The organism is Pseudomonas sp. Ost2 (genome assembly GCF_018326065.1).
GTDB classification, from domain to species: domain Bacteria; phylum Pseudomonadota; class Gammaproteobacteria; order Pseudomonadales; family Pseudomonadaceae; genus Aquipseudomonas; species Aquipseudomonas gingeri.
Map to the genome: position 1 here is coordinate 983426 of NZ_AP021904.1, position 22362 is coordinate 1005787.

A 22362-nucleotide genomic window follows, 5' to 3' on the forward strand; every position below is an offset into this window, starting at 1 on the left:
AGAAGCCTTGCAATCTCAAAGAGTCCGGTGGAAATAACAGTCAGGTTTAACGAACCACTTGCCCACGTCTTTCAGAGCCAGAAACCACTCGTTGCGCTTGTTCATCGCCGGTTTGGAATCAAAAACCCGCACCCAGTCACCCAGGTCGTTGTCCCGTGAGATCCGGTCACCGGGTTCCAGGTGTTGGGCCTGAAGTCGGTACACCCTATGCGTCTTGCCGGCGTGGTCCAGCAGTTCGATCAGAACCGCCTCGCCGCAGGTGTTACAGGTCCAGGTTTTGGCATCGAGATGGGTGTCCAGCATGAGTGCGCGGCGGGTGGAGTGCTTGCATTCCTTATTGTCGCAGGTGTAGCGCTGGTCGCGGTCGGTGGAGAGGTAGTGCGAATAGGCCATGGATCATCCTTTGAGAAATTGGTGATAGCGGGTTTTAGCACTAATCAATCACGGATTACATCACCAAAATAAATTGCATATTTGAGTTGCGTGTTGCATTTAAAAATGCAATTGTATTTGTGCTTTATGTATTGCATTTTGCAATGCGCGCACTAGGAGCCCCCATGGTCATCTCCCTCACGCTTACCCCCGAGCTCGCTGCCTGGGCACAAAAACAGTCCGACGTATCGGCAACGATTCTGGCTTTGTTGCAAGCGCACGTGAAAAGTACCGATACCCCTGCAGATCGCGCCGCCGTCGTCCTAAAAGAAAACGTCCTGAAATTGCCCGAGGAGATGGAGTTCGAAATACCTCAGATCATCGGCCAAGAGGTCTGGCAGACCCTTGATCGCTCCAGCCGGGTCACTTTTGGTAAGCAGGTAAAACGTGAAGCAGCGGATTTCGGATTGGAATTCATCCGCACCACGGTTTCCCGCCATGCGGTGTACAAAAGAAGAGTCGTTGCAGGCTAACGACTCAACCTGCAGGCAACGTCGGGTCGCACAATTAAATCAAAGTGCTTAGAACGCTAGATATGGAGGCTCTATGAAGACTTGGGGAATGCGCAGCAATTTCGACTACCAGGGCACGGTACTGACCGGTACTACTATCACCTACGGCAAAAATAGAAAGATCCATATCAGTGCCGAGCAGTATGCAGCACTGAGAAATACCTTCCTTAACCGGGCGGTGCCTATCGGTGCATCCCGGACAAGCGCCGATGTTGACAGTATCGGTGCTTGGCTTCAGGCGAATATCACCCCGGTGGCGATCGCTTCCTATGTGGGGCCTATTTTGCTTGAGGGGTATGCGGAGCGGGTCGGCAACACGCATATCCGCATCGTGCGTTAACCGCGTAGGATTAGATTGTTAGGGCCAAGCCTCACAGAGGATTTCTGCCTGGTTGAGAATCAACTGGGCAGCTTCCTCGGGTTGATCTGGCGGATATTTATATTTACGTAAAATCTGTCGCACGAAGATAGAGTCCGTCCGGTGCTTTTTCGTTTACAGGACAAGGTGTGCCAGTGCGATGCCGAGGTTAAGGGCATGGCGGAAATCATCATTGGGCAAGCAGCGTAATGGCACATCGAGAACCTCACGCCGGGGATGTACAATTTCGACGATGATGAATGAACCCTAGCGTAAGCCTAGAGTGACGACGCTCGAGGAGGCCCCCTTGCTGCAACAGACTGATGAGCAGTCCCTCTCTGAGGCCTGTAAGAGTGCCTGTGGCGACTATCTGAAATATCTGAAATCAATCCTTGAACCAGCCCTCAAGCAGCTCGAGGATGATTCCACAGGGCGTGCGTTGACGCTTCACCAAGTCATAGGTGCGAATCTCTGTGCCGCACATGCTGTCGACTACATCCATGCCATTCGAGCCGCTGATGGAGTCAAGGAGAAGCGCTGTCAGCTCGTAAGCGCCTTTGACTCGGAGTTCGCCATCGGTGGCGCCCGCATACAGGGCGGTAAAATGCGCCTTGTCGATGCCGTCAACAACGCTATGAAGCACATTCGCATTGACCCTAAACGGTATGCTGATCTCGTACAAAAGTACGGCCAGGTCAGCTTCGAGTGTTTAGTTGCTTTTGACGGAAAGGTTCTTTGCCTGCTCGATGGATTCCGGTTCGACTTCGTCCGCGTCGCACTATTGCCGACTCTTAGGGCACTGCGTGGTTGGCAGTTCGAAGATGAGGTAGACGTGCTCGAGTTTGCTCGAGGAGGGTTAGAACTGATCAACAACGGAGCGTCATATTGTGCAGGCGATGATGATCCTATAGACGCGTTAATTGAGGCTTGCAATCCAGCCTGCGTCAATTGTGATGAGTACGAAGATGACTGTCAGTGCGCTGAATACGTGTTCGATGGGAAGACCGGTGCGTTTGAAGGGCGGTTTGCATCCACTGACGAACTCGACACCTTGCTATGTGCTGTTTCGGGCGCCTATCGGCGGGACAGGCTTTAGGCCTTCCTGATGACGGGCAGATTGATCGTCAGGCAATCTGCTCCTGCCAGCGTAAACGTCATAATGCAACGCACTGGGCGGATGCTTGAGAGCTCATCATTGGAGTTTGAAATACTCTGGGTACACGGTGTTCAGGTAGGCCTTACAGGCGCCCGAAATATAATCGTGGGCTTGCTCAATGGTCATGACGCTTACAGTGTTCTTCTTGCCTGCTGGCTTAAGGCCGTGGCGAGCGTCATATCCGACAAGCGAGAAGTTGTTCGCATTGTTGGTGAATCGTTCTCTTGCAGCTGCTGTCCCTGGAACACTCGCCCCTTTCAGCTTCGCGTGGGTCTCCATTGTCTCCAGCAGCTTGTAGTAGTTGGACCAGCTTGGCTCAAAGCCTAGATACTTAAGCATCATGTAGACGTCCTCGTTCTCCGTTCCGAGGATCAGTAGTGTCAGGCGTGGAGATGTCTGGATCGCTTTGCCCAGATGCTCGGTCCACTTCCGCGGTGACATGGGTGGCCGTCCTAACAGTGAGATCACCCGAGCTTGCTCCTTGAACTGAACTGGCTTTCCGCAGAAGTTAATTTCTCGAATGACCTGCTTTCTCGACCGAATCCCGAACAGCTCACTTGCGCCGTTGAATAGACTCACGAGTTCGTACGCATACTGCCAAATCACCTCGGGATCATGGTGACCATTGAAATACAGCGAGTTGAAACTGTACCTATCGCTTGGGCAGTCATTCCAGTCATCTATTCCACCCCAGACTCTGAAGTAATCCGGCATGCCGCCGGACTGAGTCAGGCTGTAGAGGTCTCGGGCATTACCTGTCAGCTCGACCTCCCAATTAGCCTGTATAAAGGAGCTGTCGTAGCCTGCTTTGAAATCAGCATAGGCTTCAGTTTCTGCATCCAACTCGCTGATGGCGGTGCCATTGGCAGCAGCCACTTGGCCTGCGTTATAGCGCTCTTCAGCAGCGTCCTTTGCTTCGGCTTTCGTCATTCGCACGCCGTCACGCTCTACAGTTTCTTCTTCATTTTCACTACAAGTGGAGGTAGTAGTTTGTGTAAGGTCCATTGTGTCACCAGATCTAAAATCCACGCATGTGGGGGTAGCCATATTGGAGTATGAGGGAAGGGTGGCGGCCACCCAATAGCCCTTCGATTCTTGCGAGCTATCGCGCTGACACTACTTTTAAGCCTCTAGCCATTTGGATGGCTGAAACGGACAGGCTTCCGGTAGCAGCTTGTTGGATGTGATCGCTCCACCAGGTCATCATGGGGCGTCTTCTTTCTATGTAATCCGCGCGATTGTATGCACTACGCACTTCGTCTTTGTCCACGTGCGCGAGTGCGACCTCTATCAATTCTGGATCCCATCCCTGTTCGTTAAGAATGGTGCTGGCCATGGAGCGCATGCCATGACTCACTAATCGACCCTCAAAGCCCATGCGCTTCAAGGCCATGTTTGCCGTCTGGCTGTTGCAATGGGTTCGTGGGTCTCGATCAGCAGGGAACACATACTCTCTATGGCCGCTATAGGGTTTGATCGTTTCAAGCAGAGCAAGGGCGTCTTCGGTTAGCGGTATGACATGAGCGCGCCGCTTCTTCATGCGCTCCGCTGGAATCGTCCAGGTTTTCTTGTCGAGGTCGATGTCAGCCCAGGACGTCGTAGCGGCTTCCGCAGGACGGGTCATGGTGTGGAGTTGCCATTCGATCAGGCAGCGTGTTGTTCTCTTTATGCTCGCATTGGCGATGGCGACCATTAGCTCTGGCAGCTCTTCTGGGCGGAGGGCAGCCATGTTTTGCTTTTTCGGTTTTTTGAACACCGCCCGAATGCCACTGAGTGGATTGGCAAAGATCATTCCCGAGTTCACGCCGTAGGTCATGATCTCGTTGAGTCGTTGGGTCAGTCGCTTCACTGTTTCCAAGCTGCCTTTGGTTTCCAGCGGACGCAGCAACTGGATGACCATCGGGGCGTTGCATTGCGAGATAGGTGTTGTTCCCAGTGCTGGAAAGACATGCAATGTGAGCGAGCGCCAGATGTCCTCGGCATAAGCCTGGGTGACGGAATCCTTTTTGAGTTCAAACCAGGCAGACGCCACGTTTTCGAATGTGTGCTCGGTTGCCTGCCTTTTTGTTTGCTCCAAGGCGCTACGATGTTCTTTCGGGTCGACGCCCTGAGCGAGCAGTTCTCTAGCTTCGACGGTCTTCTTCCTGGCTTGTGCGAGGGAGAGCTCTGGGTAGGTGCCCAACCCCATATTGATACGATTCTTGGTAATCGGTTGCCGGTAGTTGAAGTTCCAAAGCGTCGAGCCGTTGACTCTCACTCGAAGCTGAAGGCCGTCCCCATCACTGAGGACGTAGTCCTTGTCTTTCGGTTTTACAGCTTTGAGCTGGCGATCAGAGAGACGGGAGGCTTGGGCGCACATGAGGTGTTCCATGACATCATTCGGTATTCCAAAAATTACCACCGAAGGGCTTGGAATACCATGTGGAATACCACGTGATGTGGATTCTGTCGGACGTCCGTGGACCCCAATAGACGCTAAAGTCTTGTATTCACTGGATTTAAGGCACAAAAAAAGACGTCCGTGGACGTCTTTAGATGATTATTTGGTGGAGCCGGGGGGATTTGAACCCCCGTCCGCCAGTACTCCGCTGTCGGTACTACATGCGTAGCCGTGTCTATTGAGTTAACCCTCAGCGACCCGACGGGCAGGGTGCTTTGGGCGAGTTGTGTAAGTTTTAGCCGCTTCGTCCACAACGTACTGCACGGCGATTCTGTTCTATATGACAATCATTTTGGGTTTACAGACATCCCCTGATGATTGCTGGACCCGAAGGTGCCAGGAGTGCATGTCAGCTGCAATTAAGCAGCGAGAGCAGCACCGTATTGGTCGTCATTGGCAACTATAAGTAGTTGCAACAGTGGATTTACGAGTTCTGTTACCAACTCGGCATGCACCTAGAGTTTCGCAACCGGCGTCGAATCCTAAACGGCCCCGAACCTGCTGTGCATTACCAGCAGGCAGGTGCAGTGTACGCTACTGTGGCTCGAAAGGCCATCCCGAAGGGACAGCCTCCGTGTCACTAGCCGCCTTTCTGGCTGTTCTGGATCTGCTGGATCGCCCTTTGTGTAATGGCGATGCATTCCTTGGTGCCTTCGGTGGTGTCTTTCGCCTGGGCGCGTTTGGCTTCGTCGACGCTGTTGTTGATCTGGCCCTGCAGGTCGGCCGCCAGGATGGTGGTCTTGGCATTGTTGAGGGTCTGCAGGTTAGTGTCGCAGAGGGTTTTCTCGCCGTCGGCAAAGGCCGGGGCAGCGAGGAGCGAAGCGATAACGAACAGGCCTGGCAGTACGGAACGTTTCATGGCTATCTCCTTGAACCGGGGTTCAGATATCGAAGCTGCCGCAGGTGGGCATGGGGCCCCTTTTGGCAGGGCCTGATCAGTGGACTGCCCCGGTTGGCCGAAGGTTCTATTTTTTTGCCCGGGTCACCCGATCCACCAGGTAGACCAGCCCGTGGTAGTCGATCCCGCCATGCTGGCTGAGGCCGATCTCGCAGGTGCGGCTGGTGGAGATGCCTTCCTCGCAGTACTGCACGGCGTCCTTCAGGGTGCGCAGCGAATGGGCATTGAGTTCCGGGGTGGTGAAGCCCTTGTCGCCGGCGAATCCGCAGCAATGGATGCCTTCGGGGATCACCACGTTGTGGCTGCAACGTCGCGCCAGGTCGATCAGGGCCTGGCTTTCCCCCAGGTGCTGGGTGCTGCAGGTCACGTGCACGGCAATCGGGGCGTCCTGGGGGGTGAAGGTCAACTTGTCCACCAGGTGCGTGCGAATGAAGCGCACCGGATCGTAGAGGTCGAGGCGGCTGTCGCCGAGGTCCTGGACCAGGCGCAGGGTGCACGGACTGGTGTCGCAGTAGATCGGATCGAGGCCGCCGCGGCTGGCCTGCAGCAGGGCGCCGATCAGTTCCTGGCGCTTGTGCTCGGCCTGTTCGGCGTAGCCCTTGGAGGCGAAGGGCTGGCCGCAGCACAGCTGTTCGGTGTTGTCCGGGAACACCACCTGGTAGCCGGCCTTTTCCAGCAGGCCGCGGGTCTTGTCGAGCAGCGACATCTGTTCCTTGTCACCCGCCGCCGGGCCCATCACCCGCGAGACGCAGGCGGCCAGGTACACCACCCGTGGCCGCGGGTCATCGACCGGCGGACTGAAACGCACCGCCCGCTCCGGTTGCGGCATGGCGCTGGTCCACTGGGGAACCCGGCCCTTGGACAGGCGCGTCAGGCCGGCCGAGAGCCGGGCCAGACGTGGAGCGCCCAGCAGCATGCGCGCGCCGTTGGCGACATGCAGGGTGAAGCGGGCGCCCTGCAGCGTGGTGGCGAAGTGCGTTGCCAGCCAGTCGGCGCTTTTCACATGGGTGGCTTGCTGGCCGCGCAGTTTTTTCACCAGTTCGCCGGTGTTGATGCCCACCGGGCAGCGTTGCGCGCACAGGCCGGTGGCGGCGCAGGTGTCGATGCCCTGGTATTGATAGGCGGCCTCGAGTTCCGAGGTGTCGATGCCGGCGCGTTTTTTCGCCTGGATATCGCGCCAGATCACGATGCGCTGGCGCGGGCTCAGGGTCAGGCCTTTCGACGGGCACACCGGTTCGCAGAAGCCGCACTCGATGCACTTGTCGACGATCTCGTCGGCGGCCGGCAACGGCTTGAGGTGCTTGAGGTGAATCTGTGGATCGTCGCTGAGCACCACATCGGGGTTGAGAATGCCCTGGGGGTCGAGCAGGCGCTTGATGGCCCACATCAGTTGATAGGCCTCGCTGCCCCATTCCAGTTCGACAAAGGGCGCCATGTTGCGACCGGTGCCGTGCTCGGCCTTGAGCGAGCCGCCGAATTCGACGGCCACCAGTTGCGCGACATCGTCCATGAACGCCTGGTAGCGGGCGACTTCCGCCGCGCTGTTGAAACCCTGGGTGAAGACAAAGTGCAGGTTGCCTTCCAGGGCATGGCCGAACAGGATCGCTTCGTCGTAATGGTGTTTGTCGAACAGCTCGATCAGGCGGTTGACGCCGATGGCGAGCTGTTCGACGGGGAAGGTCACGTCTTCGATGATCACCGTGGTGCCGGTCTTGCGCACGGCACCCACCGCCGGGAAGGTGTCCTTGCGGATGGCCCAGAGCCGGGCGTTTTCCACCGGGTCTTCGGTGAAGTCGACCTTTTTTTCCACCGGGAACGACGCCAGTGAGGCCATGATCCGCGCCAGTTGTTCCTGCAGCAGCGACGAGGAGGCGGCGCGGGATTCGATCAGCAGTGCGCAGGCGTTGCCCGACAGTTCGCGGACAAAGGCCGGCATGCCGGGCTTGTCCTGCACCGAGCGCAGGCTGCGGCGGTCGAGCAGTTCGACGGCGGACACCGGCTGGTTCTTGAGGATGGTGACGGCAGTGCAGCAGGTTTCCACATCGGGGAAGACGATCAGCGCCGAAGCCTTGTTCGGGTGGTCGATCACCGTGTCGTAGGTCACCGCGCTGATAAAGCCCAGGGTGCCTTCGGAACCCACCAGCAGGTGGCTGAGGATGTCCAGCGGCTCGTCGAAATCCACCAGGGCGTTGAGGGACAGGCCGGTGGTGTTTTTCAGCCGGTACTTGTGGCGGATCTTCGCGGCCAGTTCGGTGTTGGCGCGGGTTTCCCGGGCGAGGTCCGCCAGTTGCCCGAGCAGAGGGCCATGGCTCTGGCGAAAGGCGGCGACGCTGGCCGGGTCCTCGGTGTCCAGGCGGCTGCCATCGGCCAGCACCAGGCGAATCCCCGCCAGGGTGTGATAGGTGTTCTGCGCGGTGCCGCAACACATGCCGCTGGCGTTGTTGGCGACGATGCCGCCGATCTTGCAGGCGTTGATCGAGGCCGGGTCGGGGCCGATCTTGCGACCGAAGGGCGCCAACCAGGCATTGGCCTGGGCGCCGATGACCCCGGGTTGCAGGCGGATCTGGCTGCCCTGGTCGCGGATCTCCCGGCCATTCCAGTTATCGCCGAGGACGATCAGGACCGAGTCGCTGATGGCCTGGCCCGACAGGCTGGTGCCGGCGGCGCGGAAGGTCACCGGCACCTGGTCGCGGCGGGCCAGCTTGAGCAGGGCGACCACTTCATCTTCAGACTCGACGCGGATCACCAGCTTGGGGATCAGGCGGTAGAAGCTGGCGTCGGTGCCGAAGGCCAGGGTCGAGAGCGCATCCTCGAAGCGACGCTCGCGGGGAATCAGTTGTTCGACCGAGTGGAGGAACGGGGTGGGCAGACTCATGCTAACTCCTGGCGGGGTCGTGGCATCTGGTGCGCCATGGGCCCCGCTCAATCAGGCGGTGATTCGTACGGGAGCGGCGTTCAGGCGCCCAGTTCACGGACCAGCGAATCACGGTTGATCTCGCTGATGGACTTGGCGCCGGTGAGCACCATGGCCACGCGCATTTCTTTCTCGAACAGGTCCAGCAGGTTCTTCACGCCGGCTTCGCCCGCGACGGCCAGGGCGTAGAGGAATGCGCGACCGATCAGCACGGTGTCGGCGCCGAGGGCGATCATGCGCACCACGTCCAGGCCGCTGCGGATACCGGAGTCGGCGAGGATCTTCAGGTCGCCTTTCACCGCGTCGGCAATGGCCGGCAGGGCGCGGGCGCTGGACAGCACACCGTCGAGCTGACGGCCGCCGTGGTTGGAGACGACGATGCCGTCGGCGCCGAACTTCACCGCGTCCCTGGCATCCTGCGGATCGAGAATGCCCTTGATAACCATCGGGCCGTCCCAGAATTCGCGGATCCACTCCAGGTCCTTCCAGGAAATCGAAGGGTCGAAGTTGGCGCCCAACCAGCCGATGTAGTCGGCCAGGCCGGTGGGGTTGCCGCGATACTTGGAGATGTTGCCCAGGTCGTGGGGCCGACCCAGCAGGCCGACGTCCAGGGCCCATTGTGGGTGGGTCATGGCTTGCCAGACACGGCGCAGCGGCGCGTTCGGGCCACTCATCCCGGAGTGGGCGTCACGGTAGCGGGCGCCCGGCACCGGCATGTCCACGGTGAAGACCAGGGTAGTGACGCCGGCGGCCTTGGCGCGCTCCAGCGCGTTGCGCATGAAGCCGCGATCCTTCAGGACATAGAGCTGGAACCACATGGGCCGGTCAATGGCCGGGGCGACTTCCTCGATCGGACAGACCGACACGGTCGACATCGTGAAGGGAATGCCCTTGGCCGCCGCGGCGCGAGCGGCCTGGACCTCGCCACGACGGGCATACATGCCGGTCAGGCCGACCGGTGCCAGGGCCACCGGCATGCTCAGGGTTTCGCCGAAAAGCCGGGTTTCCAGGCTCAGTTCGGACATGTTCCTCAAGACGCGCTGGCGCAGGGCGATGCCGGCCAGGTCCTCGACGTTGTGGCGCAGGGTGTGCTCGGCGTACGCCCCGCCGTCGGCATAGTGGAACAGGAACGGCGGCAGTTTGCGTTGAGCTGCTGCGCGGTAGTCGGTAGAGGCGGAAATGATCATGGAGTGCTCGCAGCGTGGGTTGAAAGGAGCAGTTGCCGGGGGCGTCGACAGCCCCCGGCACGGGTCACTCTAGTGCACCAGCATACCGGTGAAGACGTAGGCCTGGGCCAGGGTGATCAGGCCGACGATGGTGGCGAAGAAGAGGCTGTGCTTGAGGGTGAAGCGGAACAGGTCGGATTCCTTGCCCACCAGGCCGGTGGCGGCGCAGGCCACGGCGATCGATTGCGGCGAGATCATCTTGCCGGTCACGCCGCCGCTGGTGTTCGCGGCCACCAGCAGGGTGTCGTTGACCCCGATCTGGTGCGCGGTGGTGGCCTGCAGCGAGCTGAACAGGGCATTGGAGGAGGTGTCCGAACCGGTCAGGAACACGCCCAGCCAGCCCAGGAACGGCGAGAAGAACGGGAACGCGCTGCCGGTGGCCGCCAGCACCAGGGCCATGGTCGAGGACATGCCCGAGTAGTTGGTGACAAAGGCAAAGGCCAGCACCATGCCGATGGACAGGATCGGCCAGCGCAGCTCGTAGAAGGTCTCTTTCAAAGTGGTCAGACCAGTTTTGAAATCGATCTTGAGGATCAGCATCGACACCAGGGCGGAGAAGAAGATCGCCGTGCCGGTGGCCGAGATCGGATCGAGCTTGAACACGGCGGGGATCGCGGTGGGCGTGGCGACAATCGGCGCGCTCTTGATCACCAGTTGATCCAGGTGCGGGATGGCGAAGTTGAACACGCTGCTGTACATCGCGCCGCCGGTGGCGAACATCGCCTTGAACGACTTGAGGGTCCAGATCGTCACCAGCACGGTGAGAATCAGAAACGGCGACCAGGCCTTGAAGATCTGCCCGAGGCTGTAGGGCGAGGCGAGGGTGCTGCGTGGCTGACCGAAACCGCCGACGCTGGCGGTGATCGCCGCGCTCGAGGTGGCGCCGGCAATCTGGGCGCCGGCGGTACGGCGCGGTTGCCAGACTTTCAGGAACAGGGTCAGGCTGATCAGGCTGGCCAGGGCCGAGGTGATGTCGGGCAGTTCCGGGCCGATGAAGTTCGAGGTGAAGTACTGGGTGATGGCGAAGCTCAGGCCGGCCACCAGCGCGGCGGGCCAGGTTTCACGCACGCCCCGCAGGCCGTCCATCATGAACACCAGCCAGAACGGCACGAACAGCGACAGCAGCGGCAGCTGGCGGCCGGTCATGGCGCCGATCTTGAAGGCGTCGATGCCGGTGACCTGGCCGGCGACGATGATCGGGATGCCCAGGGCGCCGAAGGCCACGGGCGCGGTGTTGGCGATCAGGCACAGGCCGGCGGCGTAGAGCGGGTTGAAGCCCAGGCCCACCAGCAATGCCGCGGTGATCGCCACGGGCGCGCCGAAACCGGCGGCGCCTTCGAGGAACGCACCGAAGCAGAAGCCGATCAGCAGCACTTGCAAGCGCTGGTCATCGGTAATCGACAGCACCGAACTGCGGATGATTTCGAACTGGCCGCTCTTGACCGTGAGTTTGTAGAGAAACACCGCAGCGACGATGATCCAGGCGATCGGCCAGAGGCCGTAGGCGAAACCGTAGCCGGCGGCGGCGAGCGCCATGTCCACCGGCATCTTGAAGGCGAAGATCGCCACCAGGATCGCCAGCGCCAGGGTGATGCTGCCCGCGACATGCCCCTTGAGGCGAAACACCGCCAGGGCCAGGAAGAAGAAAACGATGGGGATGACGGCCGCGAGCGCGGACAGGCCGAGGCTGCCGAGAGGGCTGTAGAGCTGTTGCCAGGTTTGCATATGGGGTGGCCCCTAATTGTTGTTGGTCAGGCACTGATCAGCTGATTTGGATAATTGGTATTACCAATTTACAATCGCTGTGGGCTAGGTTAAAAGCCTTGTTGGGTGCGTGTCAATTTGCCGCTCTGAAACTTTCGTCTGAGAGGCGTTCGGCAGGCGGACTGGACGGGTGATTTTTGCGGTGTCTGGTAGGTGCTGGCGCGGCGCCAATAGGCCAGAATAGGCGGTCCCGGCAAGGGTTCGGGAGCGTGAGGAGTAAGTGATGGGGTTTGATCAGATTCGTCAGCGCCGTTTGTCTGACGATATTGTCGAGCAGCTCGAGCGGATGATCCTCGAGGGTACGCTGAAGTCCGGCGAGCGTCTGCCGGCGGAGCGTGCGTTGGCCGAGCAGTTCGGTGTCTCGCGCCCTTCGCTGCGCGAGGCGATCCAGAAGCTGGTGGCCAGGGGCTTGCTGGTCAGCCGGCAGGGTGGTGGCAATTATGTGGTGGAGACGCTGGGGTCGACCTTCAGCGACCCGCTGCTGCATCTGCTGGAAAACAATCCTGAAGCGCAGCGCGATCTGCTCGAGTTCCGCCATACCCTGGAGGCGTCCTGTGCCTACTACGCGGCGTTGCGGGCCACCGAGGTGGACCGGGAGCGGTTGCGGGTGGCGTTCGAGTGCTTGCAGAACTGCTATTCCCGCGAAGGCGAGGTGAGTCGGGCGGAGGAGGGCGAAGCTGACGCGAACTTCCACCTGGCGATTGCCGAGGCCAGCCACAATGCCGTGCTGCTGCACACGATCCGCGGGTTGTTCGATCTGCTCAAGCGCAACGTGGTGATCAATATCGGCGGCATGTACAAGCAGCGCACGGAAACCCGCGACATGCTGATCAGTCAGCACCGTGAGTTGTACCTGGCGATTATCGAAGGGCGGGCGGAACAGGCGCGCGAAGTCTCCAGCCGGCATATCCTGTATGTGCAGGAGGTGCTGGAAGAAGTGCGTCAGGAAGTGCAGCGGGTGGCGCGGGCGGAGCGGCGCAAGGGGATCTAGGCCGTGCCGCGGTCCCTTGTAGGAGCCGGCTTGCCGGTGATGAGGCCCGTGAGTATTGCAACGCTTTCGAGGGCGCCATCGCCAGCAAGTCGGCTCCTACAGGAGGGGCGTTTGCCGGCAATTGGCATGACCGGGCTCAGTCGTCCTTGCCCTTGTTGCGTACCGCGCGCTGCAGTTCACGACTGGCGTCGCGCTCGCGTTCGGTATCACGCTTGTCGTATTCCTTCTTGCCCTTGCCCAGGGCAATCTCGCACTTGACCAGGTGCTTGCTCCAGTACAGCGAGAGGCAGACGCAGGCGTAACCCTTCTGTTGCACGGAAGCGAAGATCTTCTCCAGCTCGCGCTGGTTGAGCAGCAGCTTGCGCGTACGCGTCGGATCGGCGATGACGTGGGTGCTGGCGGTGGTCAGCGGCGTGAAATGGCTGCCGAACAGCCAGGCCTCACCGTCCTTGAGCAAGACATAACTGTCGACCAGTTGCGCCTTGCCTGCCCGCAAACTCTTTACTTCCCAGCCGGCCAGGACCAGACCAGCCTCGAACCGTTGTTCGACGAAGTAATCGTGGCGCGCCTTTTTATTTTGCGCGATGGTCCCTGTGGGGTGTTTCTTCTGTTTAGCCATAGGGGCGGCATTATAGGGGGTTGCGCGTCAGTCGGCTACGGTGAAGCTGCGTGCTTGAGCGCGTAGGATGAATCCCGGACAATGCGCCCACTTTTGTTTGCCGCCCAGCCGTGGAATCAACGCTGACATGACGACCCATATTCAACGTTCGGCCCTGCTGCCCTATCCGGCACAGGCGCTTTATGACCTGGTGAACGACGTCGCGCGTTACCCGGAGTTTCTGCCGTGGTGCTCGACGGCCCAGGTGCTGGAAAGCTCGGACGTGCACATGCGCGCCACGCTGGGGGTGGCCAAGGGCGGCCTGAGCCAGCAGTTCGTCACCCGCAATACGCTGGTGCCGGGGCAGTCGATCGAGATGAACCTGGAAGAGGGACCTTTCACCCAGTTGCACGGTGTCTGGGTGTTCAAGCCCCTGGGGGAAAAGGCCTGCAAGATCAGCCTGGACCTGACCTTCGATTATGCCGGGCCCATCGTCCGGGCGACCCTCGGGCCGTTGTTCAACCAGGCGGCCAATACCCTGGTGGATGCTTTCTGCCAGCGGGCCAAGCAGCTCCATGGCTGACGCTCTTGTCTCGCTGGAAGTGGTGTATGCCGAGGCCGGCCGCCAGTGCCTGCTGGCGATTTCGGTTCCCGCGGGGACGACGCTGCGGGCTGCTGTCGAGTTGTCGAAAATGGCGCAGGCGTTTCCCGGTGTCGACCTGTCGAATTGCCCGCTGGGAATCTTTGGCAAGGTGATCGCCGATCCCGAGGTCCGGGCTGTGGCAGAGGGCGATCGCATCGAGATCTACCGGCCGCTGCTGGCCGATCCGAAAGAGGTGCGGCGCCTGCGCGCGGAAAAGGCGGCCAGGGCCCGGGCGCAGAACCTGTAGCCGTTGTCTTGCGCAGCAGTACCGTAGGAGCCGGCTTGCTGGCGATGGCTTGGTGTCAGTCGACCAAGATGCTGGCTGATCAGCCGCTATCGCCAGCAAGCCGGCTCCCACAAGAAAGAGGCGCTGGCAGGGGATTTTTTCAGGCAATAAAAAGCCCGGACATGCCGGGCTTTTTATTGTGTCGCGGATTACTGCGGCGAGGTGTCTAGCGGTTCCGGTGTCGGCACCGGCACGGCTTTCACGCCATCGACGTCTTTCTGGATCTGGTCGAGCAGCGAACCTGGTTTGGCCGGCTTCTCTGGTTTCGGTTTTTCAGCATTCTGGGCCGGGGTATCAACGGTGTTGGCGTTGTCCTTGCCGAGAATGGCTTCGTCGCGACTCACACCAGGCATGAAATCACCCGACAGGCTTGCGAGTTGGTCGTTGTCGTTGAAGATCAGGCTGACACGTTCCTGTTGGCGTTCACCGCCACCGGGCTGCAGGCTATACAGGTAATCCCAGCGATTGGCGTGGAATGTGTCGGTCAGCAGGGGGTTGCCCATGATAAACCTTACTTGCTTGCGGGTCATTCCCGGGCGTAACTGGTCTATCATGTCCTGCGTGACGACATTGCCCTGCTGGATGTCGATTTTGTAAACCCCGGGGAATGAACAACCGGCGAGTGCGAGCAGTCCCACTAAGGTAAAACTGGTTAGCAAGAGCTTGGTGTTTTGCATCGGTGGGCGACTTCCACTATCTTGGCTGGGACAACGTAAACCCCGATCATACCCGTATTAAGAGAAGCTGCGAAGCAGCATCGCGAGAAAGCTGACCATGGTTGAAAATAGCGAACTACGTAAAGCCGGCTTAAAGGTGACTCTGCCGCGGGTCAAGATTCTGCAAATGCTGGACTCTGCCGAGCAGCGTCACATGAGCGCCGAGGATGTCTACAAGGCGCTGATGGAGGCTGGCGAGGACGTTGGTCTGGCCACGGTCTACCGTGTCCTGACCCAATTCGAAGCGGCCGGACTGGTGGTTCGCCATAACTTCGATGGCGGCCACGCGGTATTCGAACTGGCGGACAGCGGTCACCACGATCATATGGTCGATGTGGAAACTGGAGCTGTCGTCGAGTTCGTCAGCCCGGAGATCGAGAAGCTGCAGAAGGCCATTGCCGAGGAGCATGGCGTCGAGCTGGTGGACCACAACCTGGTGTTGTACGTGCGCAAGAAAAAATAAGCATGTCGCGCGGGCCCAGGCCCGTGAAACGATCGAAGGCGACCTCAGGGTCGCCTTCGTGCTTTTTGTTACCTGATGTTTTTGTCGCCTGAATAGGTCGCCTGAAGATGTCGAATGCCTAGATTTTCGCGGTAACGACCATCTTCTTGGCGTGCGCCAGGGATTCCTTGGTCAGGTCGATGCCGCCGAGCATGCGTGCGACTTCCTCAACCCGTTCAGTCTTGCTCAGCTTGGAAACGGCGGTGTGGGTGGCGTCGTTGCCGCGCACCTTGTGCACGAACAGGTGATGATGGCCCTGGGCCGCGACTTGCGGCAGGTGGGTGACCGTCAACACTTGCCCGCGTTCACCCAGGCGACGCAGCAACTGGCCGACGATTTCCGCCGTCGGGCCGCCGATGCCCACGTCGACTTCGTCGAATACCAGGGTCGGGATGCGCGAGGTCTGCGCGGTAATCACCTGGATGGCCAGGCTGATGCGTGACAGCTCGCCGCCCGATGCAACCTTGGCCAGGGCCTTGAGTGGCTGGCCCGGGTTGGCGCTGACCAGCAATTCGACCTGTTCCAGCCCATAAGGCAGGGGTTCGCTGCTGGTGTTGGCGTGCAGTTCGATGCTGAAGCGCCCGCCGGGCATGCCCAGGCGCTGGATTTCCTGTTCGACGGCGCTGGCCAGGCCGGTGGCGGCCTGATGGCGCAGATCGCTGAGTTCCCGCGCGCGCTCCTGATAATGCCGGGCGTAGGAGGCCAGTTCGTCGCCGAGGCGTTCGATGGCCTCGTCGTTGGCGTTCAGGGTTTCGATTTCATCCAGCAGCTTCTGTTGCAGGGTGGCGACTTCGGTGGGCTGGATGCGGTGCTTGCGGGCCAGGGTGTAGATCGCGTCCAGTCGTTCTTCGAGCTGCTGCAGACGTGCCGGATCGGCATCGAAGTGGTCGAGGAAGCGGTTCAGTTCGCCGACGGCTTCTTCCACCTGGATCTGCGCGCTGGCCAGCAGGTTGGTGGCTTCGCCCAGTGCGCCGGAGCCGTTGCTGACGCTGCCCAGGCGATTGAGGCTGGCGGTGAGGGCGTTGAGCACGTTGCCCGAATCGCTCTCGCTGCATTGTTCGACCACTTGCCGGCAGATGCCCAGCAGGGTCTCGGCATTGGTCAGGTTCTTGTGTTCCTGTTCCAGGTCCTCCAGCTCGTTTTCCCCGAGGCCGAGGTTTTCCAGCTCTTCCAGCTGATAGCTGAGCAGCTGGTGGCGGGCCCGTTGCTCGTCGCCGGAATTGGAGAGGCGCTCCAGTTCCTGGCGGGTCTGGCGCCAGCGCTGGGCCGCGAGCTGCACCTGGCGGGCGAGATCGGTGGCCCCGGCATATTCGTCGAGCAGGCGTCGATGGGTGTCGGTCTTCAGCAGGGATTGGTGTTCGTGCTGGCTGTGGATATCGATCAGCAGTTCGCCCAGGGCCTTGAGGTCGCCCTGGGGGCAGGGCGAGCCATTGATATAGCCCCGGGAACGGCCTTCGGCGGTGATCACCCGGCGCAGAATGCACGGGCCGTCATTGTCCAGGTCGCGTTCGGCCAGCCAGTTGCGGGCTTCCGGAATGTCTTCCAGGTCGAAGGTGGCGAGAATGTCGGCCTTGTCCGCACCCGGGCGTACCACGCCGCTGTCGGCGCGATCGCCCAGGGTCAGCCCGAGGGCGTCGAGCATGATCGACTTGCCGGCGCCGGTTTCGCCCGTGATGACGCTCATCCCGCGATCCAGTTCGAGATCGAGATGTTCAACGATTGCGTAGTTGTGTACGGACAGGTGCACCAGCATGAAGGCCGCTCCCAGGCTTTAGGTCTGGTTATTTATACAGTGTTTTGAATTCGACTGACAATGCCCGGGCTTAGCTCGATTCGCTTCAATGGCGGCATTTTTTAGTGCCAGGCGGAATGTACCACTCGGTCCGTGGTATGCACCGGGGCCCTTGAACCTGCAAAATGCGGCCCCATATACCTGGGCAGAAGCGCGGGCCTGGCTCGCGGACGATATTGAAAGGAGGTTTTTTTATGGCTGACGAACAGAATCTGGACTCGCAAAATCAAGAGGCCAACCAGGCCGCCGACGCTTCGAGCGACGACCTGGCCACTCGCGTGCAGGTGCTTGAAGAGCAACTGGCTGGCGCGAATGACCAAGCGCTGCGCGTCGCCGCCGACCTGCAGAACATCCGCCGCCGTGCCGAGCAGGATGTCGAGAAGGCGCACAAGTTCGCGCTGGAGAAGTTCGCCGGCGACCTGCTGCCGATCATCGACAGCCTGGAACGTGGCCTGGATCTGTCCAACCCGGACGATGAAAGCATTCGCCCGATGCGCGAAGGCATCGAGCTGACCCTGAAGATGTTCCAGGACACCCTCAAGCGTTATCAGCTGGAAGCCATCGACCCGCACGGCGAACCGTTCAACGCCTCGCTGCACCAGGCCATGGCCATGCAGGAGAGCGCCGACGTCGAGCCGAACAGCGTCCTGAAAGTGTTCCAGAAGGGTTACCAGCTCAATGGTCGCCTGCTGCGCCCGGCGATGGTCGTGGTGAGCAAGGCGGTTGCACCGGTTTCGCCGACGATTGACGAGCAGGCTTGAAATCGGCCGCAAGGCCCCCATCTATAAGTCAAGCGTTTAAGTGCTACCGCAGTTGGCCATAACCGCTGCGGCAAAAAAATCAAAGTTTCGGGAGAGTGAAATGGGCAAAATTATCGGTATCGACCTGGGGACCACCAACTCGTGCGTCTCGGTCATGGAAAACGGTCAGCCAAAAGTTATCGAGAACGCCGAAGGCGCGCGTACCACGCCTTCGATCATCGCCTACGCCAACGACGGCGAAATCCTGGTCGGCCAGTCGGCCAAGCGCCAGGCGGTGACCAATCCGCATAACACCCTGTACGCGGTGAAGCGTCTGATCGGTCGTCGTTTCGAAGAAGACGTCGTTCAGAAAGACATCCAGATGGTGCCTTACAAGATCGCCAAGGCCGACAACGGTGACGCCTGGGTTGAAGTAAGCGGCCAGAAAATGGCTCCGCCACAGATTTCGGCCGAAGTGCTGAAGAAGATGAAGAAGACCGCCGAAGACTACCTCGGCGAGCCTGTGACCGAAGCGGTGATCACCGTTCCGGCCTACTTCAACGACAGCCAGCGTCAGGCGACCAAGGACGCCGGCCGTATCGCCGGTCTGGACGTCAAGCGCATCATCAACGAACCGACCGCGGCTGCCCTGGCCTACGGCATGGACAAGGCCCGTGGCGATCACACCGTGATCGTTTATGACCTGGGTGGCGGTACCTTCGACGTTTCCGTGATCGAAATCGCCGAAGTCGATGGCGAGCACCAGTTCGAAGTACTGGCAACCAACGGTGACACCTTCCTCGGTGGTGAAGACTTCGACATCCGTCTGATCGACTACCTCGTGGACGAGTTCAAGAAAGAAAGCGGCATGAACCTCAAGGGTGACCCGCTGGCGATGCAGCGCCTGAAAGAAGCTGCCGAAAAAGCCAAGATCGAGCTGTCGTCGAGCCAGTCGACCGACGTCAACCTGCCGTACATCACTGCAGACGCTACCGGTCCGAAGCACCTGAACGTGAAGATCTCCCGCGCCAAGCTGGAATCGCTGGTCGAAGATCTGGTTCAGCGCACCATCGAACCTTGCCGTATCGCCCTGAAAGACGCCGGCATCGATGTCGGCTCGATCAACGACGTGATCCTGGTCGGCGGCCAGACCCGCATGCCGATGGTGCAGAAGACCGTTGCCGATTTCTTCGGCAAGGAAGCACGCAAGGACGTCAACCCTGACGAAGCCGTCGCCGTGGGCGCTGCCATCCAGGGCGCGGTACTGGCCGGTGACGTCAAGGACGTCCTGCTGCTCGACGTCAGCCCGCTGACCCTGGGTATCGAAACCATGGGCGGCGTGATGACCGCGCTGATCGAGAAGAACACCACGATTCCTACCAAGAAATCGCAAGTGTTCTCGACTGCCGACGACAACCAGGGCGCCGTGACCATCCACGTGCTGCAAGGTGAGCGTAAGCAGGCTGCGCAGAACAAGTCCCTGGGCAAGTTCGACCTGGCCGAGATTCCACCGGCTCCACGTGGCGTGCCGCAGATCGAAGTGACCTTCGACATCGACGCCAACGGCATCCTGCACGTAGGTGCCAAGGACAAGGCGACCGGCAAGACCCAGTCGATCGTGATCAAGGCCAACTCCGGTCTGTCTGACGAAGAAATTCAACAGATGATCCGCGACGCCGAAGCGAACTCGGAAGAAGACCGCAAGTTCGAAGAGCTGGCCGCTGCCCGTAACCAGGGCGACGCACTGGTTCACTCGACTCGCAAGATGATCGCCGACGCCGGTGACAAGGTCTCCGCCGAAGAGAAGACCGCGATCGAGGCTGCCCTGGTTGCCCTGGAAGCCGCCGTCAAGGGCGACGACAAGGCCGCCATCGAGGCCAAGGTCGAGGAACTGTCCAAGGTTTCCGCTCCGGTTGCCCAGAAGATGTATGCCGAGCAGGCCGAGAAGCCAGCAGGCGGCGCGGAGCCGGCCCAGGAAGAGGCGCACAAGGATGACGTCGTCGACGCCGAGTTCGAAGAAGTGAAGGATCACAAGTAAGCCTTACCAGGGCTGCTTGTTGGTCGGCCGGTTGACCGCTCTGCAGCGGTGACTGGTAGGATGTCGCCGCGCGGGAGCTTGCTCCCGCGTTGGCGTGTCTGGAACACGCAAATTTTTACAGCATGCGACAAGGTTCGGATGCTGGCCTCAGGGGCGATTTATGGCAAAGCGTGACTATTACGAAATATTGGGGGTCGAGCGTGGCTCTAGCGAGGCGGAGCTGAAGAAGGCTTACCGTCGTCTCGCGATGAAGCATCACCCGGACCGCAACCCGGATGACAAGGCTTCGGAAGAGCTGTTCAAGGAGGCCAACGAGGCCTACGAAGTGCTGTCCGATTCCAGCAAGCGTGCGGCCTACGATCAGTACGGCCACGCTGGCGTCGATCCGAGCATGGGCGGCGGTGGCGGTGGTTTCGGTGGGCAGAATTTCTCCGATATCTTCGGCGATGTGTTCAGCGATTTCTTTGGTGGCGGTCGTGGCGGCTCCCGTGGTGGTGCCCAGCGCGGCAGCGACCTGCGCTACACCCTGGAACTGAACCTGGAAGAAGCGGTTCGCGGGACTACCGTGAATATTCGCGTTCCGACACTGGTCAACTGCAAGCCGTGCGACGGTTCCGGTGCCAAGAAGGGCTCCGCGCCGATCACCTGTCCGACCTGTGGCGGTATCGGCCAGGTGCGGATGCAGCAGGGCTTCTTCTCGGTGCAGCAGACCTGCCCGCGCTGCCACGGCCAGGGCAAGATCATTTCCGATCCGTGCGACTCCTGCCATGGCCAGGGGCGTGTCGAAGAGTACAAGACCCTTTCGGTGAAAGTGCCGGCCGGTGTCGATACCGGCGACCGCATCCGCTTGTCCGGGGAAGGTGAAGCCGGTGCGCAGGGCGGCCCGACGGGCGACCTGTACGTGGTGATCAATGTGCGCGAGCACGCGATCTTCCAGCGTGACGGCAAGCACCTGTTCTGCGAAGTGCCGATCAGTTTCGTCGACTCGGCCCTGGGCGGCGAGCTGGAGATTCCGACCCTCGACGGTCGGGTCAAGCTGAAGATTCCGGAAGGTACCCAGACCGGCAAGCAGTTCCGTATCCGCGGCAAGGGCGTGGCCCCTGTGCGTGGCGGCGGCGCGGGCGACCTGATGTGTCGCGTGGCGGTCGAGACGCCGGTCAACCTGAGCCGTCGTCAGCGTGAATTGCTGGAAGAGTTCCGCGCGTCCCTGGACGGTGACAGTTCGCACTCGCCAAAGGCCAGTGGCTGGTTTGAAGGCGTGAAGCGCTTCTTCGGCGACCTGTAAGGAGCGGATCATGCGACGTATAGCTGTGATGGGCGCCGCCGGGCGCATGGGCAAGATCCTGGTCGAGGCGGTGCAGTTGCAGGTGCCGCTTGCCGGCCTGACGGCTGCTGTCGTGCGTCCTGGCAGTTCCCTGGTCGGTGCCGATGCCGGTGAGCTGGCCTCGCTGGGGCGGATCGGCGTGCCGTTGTCCGATGGCCTGGAGAAGGTGGCTGAAGAGTTCGATGTGCTGATCGACTTCACGCTGCCGGAAGTGATGCTGAAAAACCTGGCGTTCTGCCGCAAGGCCGGCAAGGCCATGGTGATCGGTACCACCGGCCTGAGCGCCGAGCAGAAGCAGTTGCTGGTGGAGGCGGGCAAGGATATTCCGATCGTCTTCGCCGCCAACTTCAGTGTCGGGGTCAACCTGTCGCTGAAGCTGCTCGAGCTGACCGCCCGGGTGCTGGGTGATGATGCGGATATCGAGATCATCGAGACGCATCACCGGCACAAGGTCGACTCGCCTTCGGGCACGGCCATGCGCATGGGCGAGGTCATCGCCGATACGCTGGAGCGCGATCTGCAGAAGGTCGCGGTCTATGGTCGCGAGGGGCATGTCGGGGCGCGGGCGCGTGACACCATCGGCTTCGCCACCGTGCGTGGCGGCGATGTGGTTGGCGATCACACCGTGTTGTTCGCCACTGAGGGCGAGCGCCTGGAGATCACCCACAAGGCCTCGAGCCGCATGACCTTCGCCAAGGGGGCCGTGCGTGCGGCGCTTTGGCTGGATGGCCGGGCCGCCGGCCTGTACGACATGCAGGATGTGCTCGATCTGCACTGATCGGCACGACGGGGTACCTGACTGTGGGAGCCGGCTTGCTGGCGATGGCGTCCATCAGGGCGCTGCAAGGCTCCAGGGCCTCATCGCCGGCAAGCCGGCTCCCACAGGTTGTGGCTCCTTCAGTGTCTGTTTCACACCGCCTGGCGACGTCCTGTCGCATTCCCTGGCCTTTAAGGCTCATTAGCGGTGGACCAAAAAAGCCTTTTTCTGTAAGCTACAGCTTTAGTGTGTCCACTAAAAGCGCGCAGAATAAT

Annotated in this window: 21 protein-coding genes and 1 other RNA gene; 11 read left to right on the forward strand and 11 right to left on the reverse strand. The window is 60.5% G+C overall.

The genetic code is table 11. The features are described 5' to 3' along the window. Positions 1-15 precede the first annotated feature (15 nt). Positions 16-393 carry a hypothetical protein gene (locus tag KI243_RS04250; protein ID WP_212810527.1) on the reverse strand — a complete coding sequence of 126 codons (378 nt, stop codon included), beginning with the start codon at positions 391-393 and terminating at the stop codon, positions 16-18. 164 nt (positions 394-557) lie between these two features. Here KI243_RS04250 and KI243_RS04255 point away from each other — a divergent pair, with 164 nt between their 5' ends. The 3 genes from KI243_RS04255 (at position 558) to KI243_RS04270 (ending at position 2398) form a co-directional block, all read left to right on the forward strand. Next, positions 558-905: a hypothetical protein gene (locus KI243_RS04255; RefSeq protein ID WP_212810528.1), complete on the forward strand. Its 348-nt coding sequence runs from the start codon at positions 558-560 to the stop codon at positions 903-905. Between the two features lie 88 nt (positions 906-993). Continuing rightward, positions 994-1284, forward strand: a complete 291-nt coding sequence (locus KI243_RS04260) for a hypothetical protein (protein ID WP_212810529.1) — start codon at positions 994-996, stop codon at positions 1282-1284. A 325-nt stretch (positions 1285-1609) separates the two neighbouring features. Then, complete coding sequence (locus tag KI243_RS04270; protein WP_212810531.1) at positions 1610-2398, forward strand: hypothetical protein; 789 nt, start codon at positions 1610-1612, stop codon at positions 2396-2398. A gap of 96 nt (positions 2399-2494) precedes the next feature. Here the strand turns inward: KI243_RS04270 and KI243_RS04275 are convergent, their stop codons facing one another. From KI243_RS04275 to KI243_RS04305, 7 genes are all read right to left on the reverse strand, one after another. Beyond that, the gene (locus KI243_RS04275) at positions 2495-3463 is read right to left on the reverse strand and encodes a hypothetical protein (protein WP_212810532.1); all 969 of its coding nucleotides are present in this window, start codon (positions 3461-3463) and stop codon (positions 2495-2497) included. 97 nt (positions 3464-3560) lie between these two features. Further along, complete coding sequence (locus KI243_RS04280) at positions 3561-4817, reverse strand: integrase domain-containing protein (protein WP_212811174.1); 1257 nt, start codon at positions 4815-4817, stop codon at positions 3561-3563. A gap of 185 nt (positions 4818-5002) precedes the next feature. After that, positions 5003-5392: a transfer-messenger RNA gene (ssrA, locus tag KI243_RS04285) on the reverse strand. Between the two features lie 86 nt (positions 5393-5478). Further along, the gene (locus tag KI243_RS04290) at positions 5479-5757 is read right to left on the reverse strand and encodes a hypothetical protein (protein ID WP_212810533.1); all 279 of its coding nucleotides are present in this window, start codon (positions 5755-5757) and stop codon (positions 5479-5481) included. A gap of 106 nt (positions 5758-5863) precedes the next feature. Beyond that, positions 5864-8671, reverse strand: a complete 2808-nt coding sequence (locus KI243_RS04295; protein WP_212810534.1) for an FAD-binding and (Fe-S)-binding domain-containing protein — start codon at positions 8669-8671, stop codon at positions 5864-5866. A gap of 80 nt (positions 8672-8751) precedes the next feature. Next, complete coding sequence (lldD, locus tag KI243_RS04300) at positions 8752-9897, reverse strand: FMN-dependent L-lactate dehydrogenase LldD (RefSeq protein WP_177085933.1); 1146 nt, start codon at positions 9895-9897, stop codon at positions 8752-8754. 69 nt (positions 9898-9966) lie between these two features. Continuing rightward, complete coding sequence (locus tag KI243_RS04305; RefSeq protein WP_212810535.1) at positions 9967-11661, reverse strand: lactate permease LctP family transporter; 1695 nt, start codon at positions 11659-11661, stop codon at positions 9967-9969. Between the two features lie 262 nt (positions 11662-11923). Between KI243_RS04305 and KI243_RS04310 the strand changes: the two genes are divergently transcribed. Next, positions 11924-12691, forward strand: coding sequence for a GntR family transcriptional regulator (locus KI243_RS04310; protein WP_212810536.1), 768 nt, complete (start codon positions 11924-11926; stop codon positions 12689-12691). A gap of 136 nt (positions 12692-12827) precedes the next feature. Here the strand turns inward: KI243_RS04310 and smpB are convergent, their stop codons facing one another. Then, positions 12828-13310, reverse strand: coding sequence for an SsrA-binding protein SmpB (gene smpB, locus KI243_RS04315; protein ID WP_017126797.1), 483 nt, complete (start codon positions 13308-13310; stop codon positions 12828-12830). A 127-nt stretch (positions 13311-13437) separates the two neighbouring features. Here smpB and KI243_RS04320 point away from each other — a divergent pair, with 127 nt between their 5' ends. Together KI243_RS04320 and KI243_RS04325 are read left to right on the forward strand one after the other, a co-directional pair. After that, positions 13438-13872 (forward strand): type II toxin-antitoxin system RatA family toxin, encoded by a 435-nt coding sequence (locus tag KI243_RS04320; protein ID WP_017126798.1) that lies wholly within the window; start codon positions 13438-13440, stop codon positions 13870-13872. Next, positions 13865-14179, forward strand: a complete 315-nt coding sequence (locus tag KI243_RS04325; protein ID WP_017126799.1) for an RnfH family protein — start codon at positions 13865-13867, stop codon at positions 14177-14179. Before KI243_RS04320 ends, KI243_RS04325 begins: the two co-directional genes overlap by 8 nt. A gap of 188 nt (positions 14180-14367) precedes the next feature. Here the strand turns inward: KI243_RS04325 and KI243_RS04330 are convergent, their stop codons facing one another. After that, on the reverse strand, positions 14368-14895 hold the full coding sequence (locus KI243_RS04330) for an outer membrane protein assembly factor BamE (RefSeq protein WP_042935536.1): 528 nt from the start codon (positions 14893-14895) through the stop codon (positions 14368-14370). A gap of 97 nt (positions 14896-14992) precedes the next feature. Here KI243_RS04330 and fur point away from each other — a divergent pair, with 97 nt between their 5' ends. Further along, the gene (fur, locus tag KI243_RS04335) at positions 14993-15397 is read left to right on the forward strand and encodes a ferric iron uptake transcriptional regulator (protein WP_042935538.1); all 405 of its coding nucleotides are present in this window, start codon (positions 14993-14995) and stop codon (positions 15395-15397) included. A 118-nt stretch (positions 15398-15515) separates the two neighbouring features. Here the strand turns inward: fur and recN are convergent, their stop codons facing one another. Continuing rightward, positions 15516-17189, reverse strand: coding sequence for a DNA repair protein RecN (recN, locus tag KI243_RS04340; protein ID WP_017126802.1), 1674 nt, complete (start codon positions 17187-17189; stop codon positions 15516-15518). Between the two features lie 233 nt (positions 17190-17422). Between recN and grpE the strand changes: the two genes are divergently transcribed. From grpE to dapB, 4 genes are all read left to right on the forward strand, one after another. Beyond that, positions 17423-17989: a nucleotide exchange factor GrpE gene (grpE, locus tag KI243_RS04345; RefSeq protein ID WP_017126803.1), complete on the forward strand. Its 567-nt coding sequence runs from the start codon at positions 17423-17425 to the stop codon at positions 17987-17989. Between the two features lie 100 nt (positions 17990-18089). Continuing rightward, a complete protein-coding gene (gene dnaK, locus KI243_RS04350) occupies positions 18090-20006 on the forward strand; it encodes a molecular chaperone DnaK (protein WP_017126804.1) in 1917 nt (638 codons plus the stop codon). Positions 20007-20166: 160 nt separating this feature from the next. Then, entirely contained in the window at positions 20167-21291 is a 1125-nt protein-coding gene (dnaJ, locus tag KI243_RS04355) for a molecular chaperone DnaJ (protein WP_042935544.1), read from the forward strand. Positions 21292-21301: 10 nt separating this feature from the next. Further along, positions 21302-22108 (forward strand): 4-hydroxy-tetrahydrodipicolinate reductase, encoded by an 807-nt coding sequence (dapB, locus tag KI243_RS04360; RefSeq protein WP_177106899.1) that lies wholly within the window; start codon positions 21302-21304, stop codon positions 22106-22108. Positions 22109-22362 lie beyond the last annotated feature (254 nt).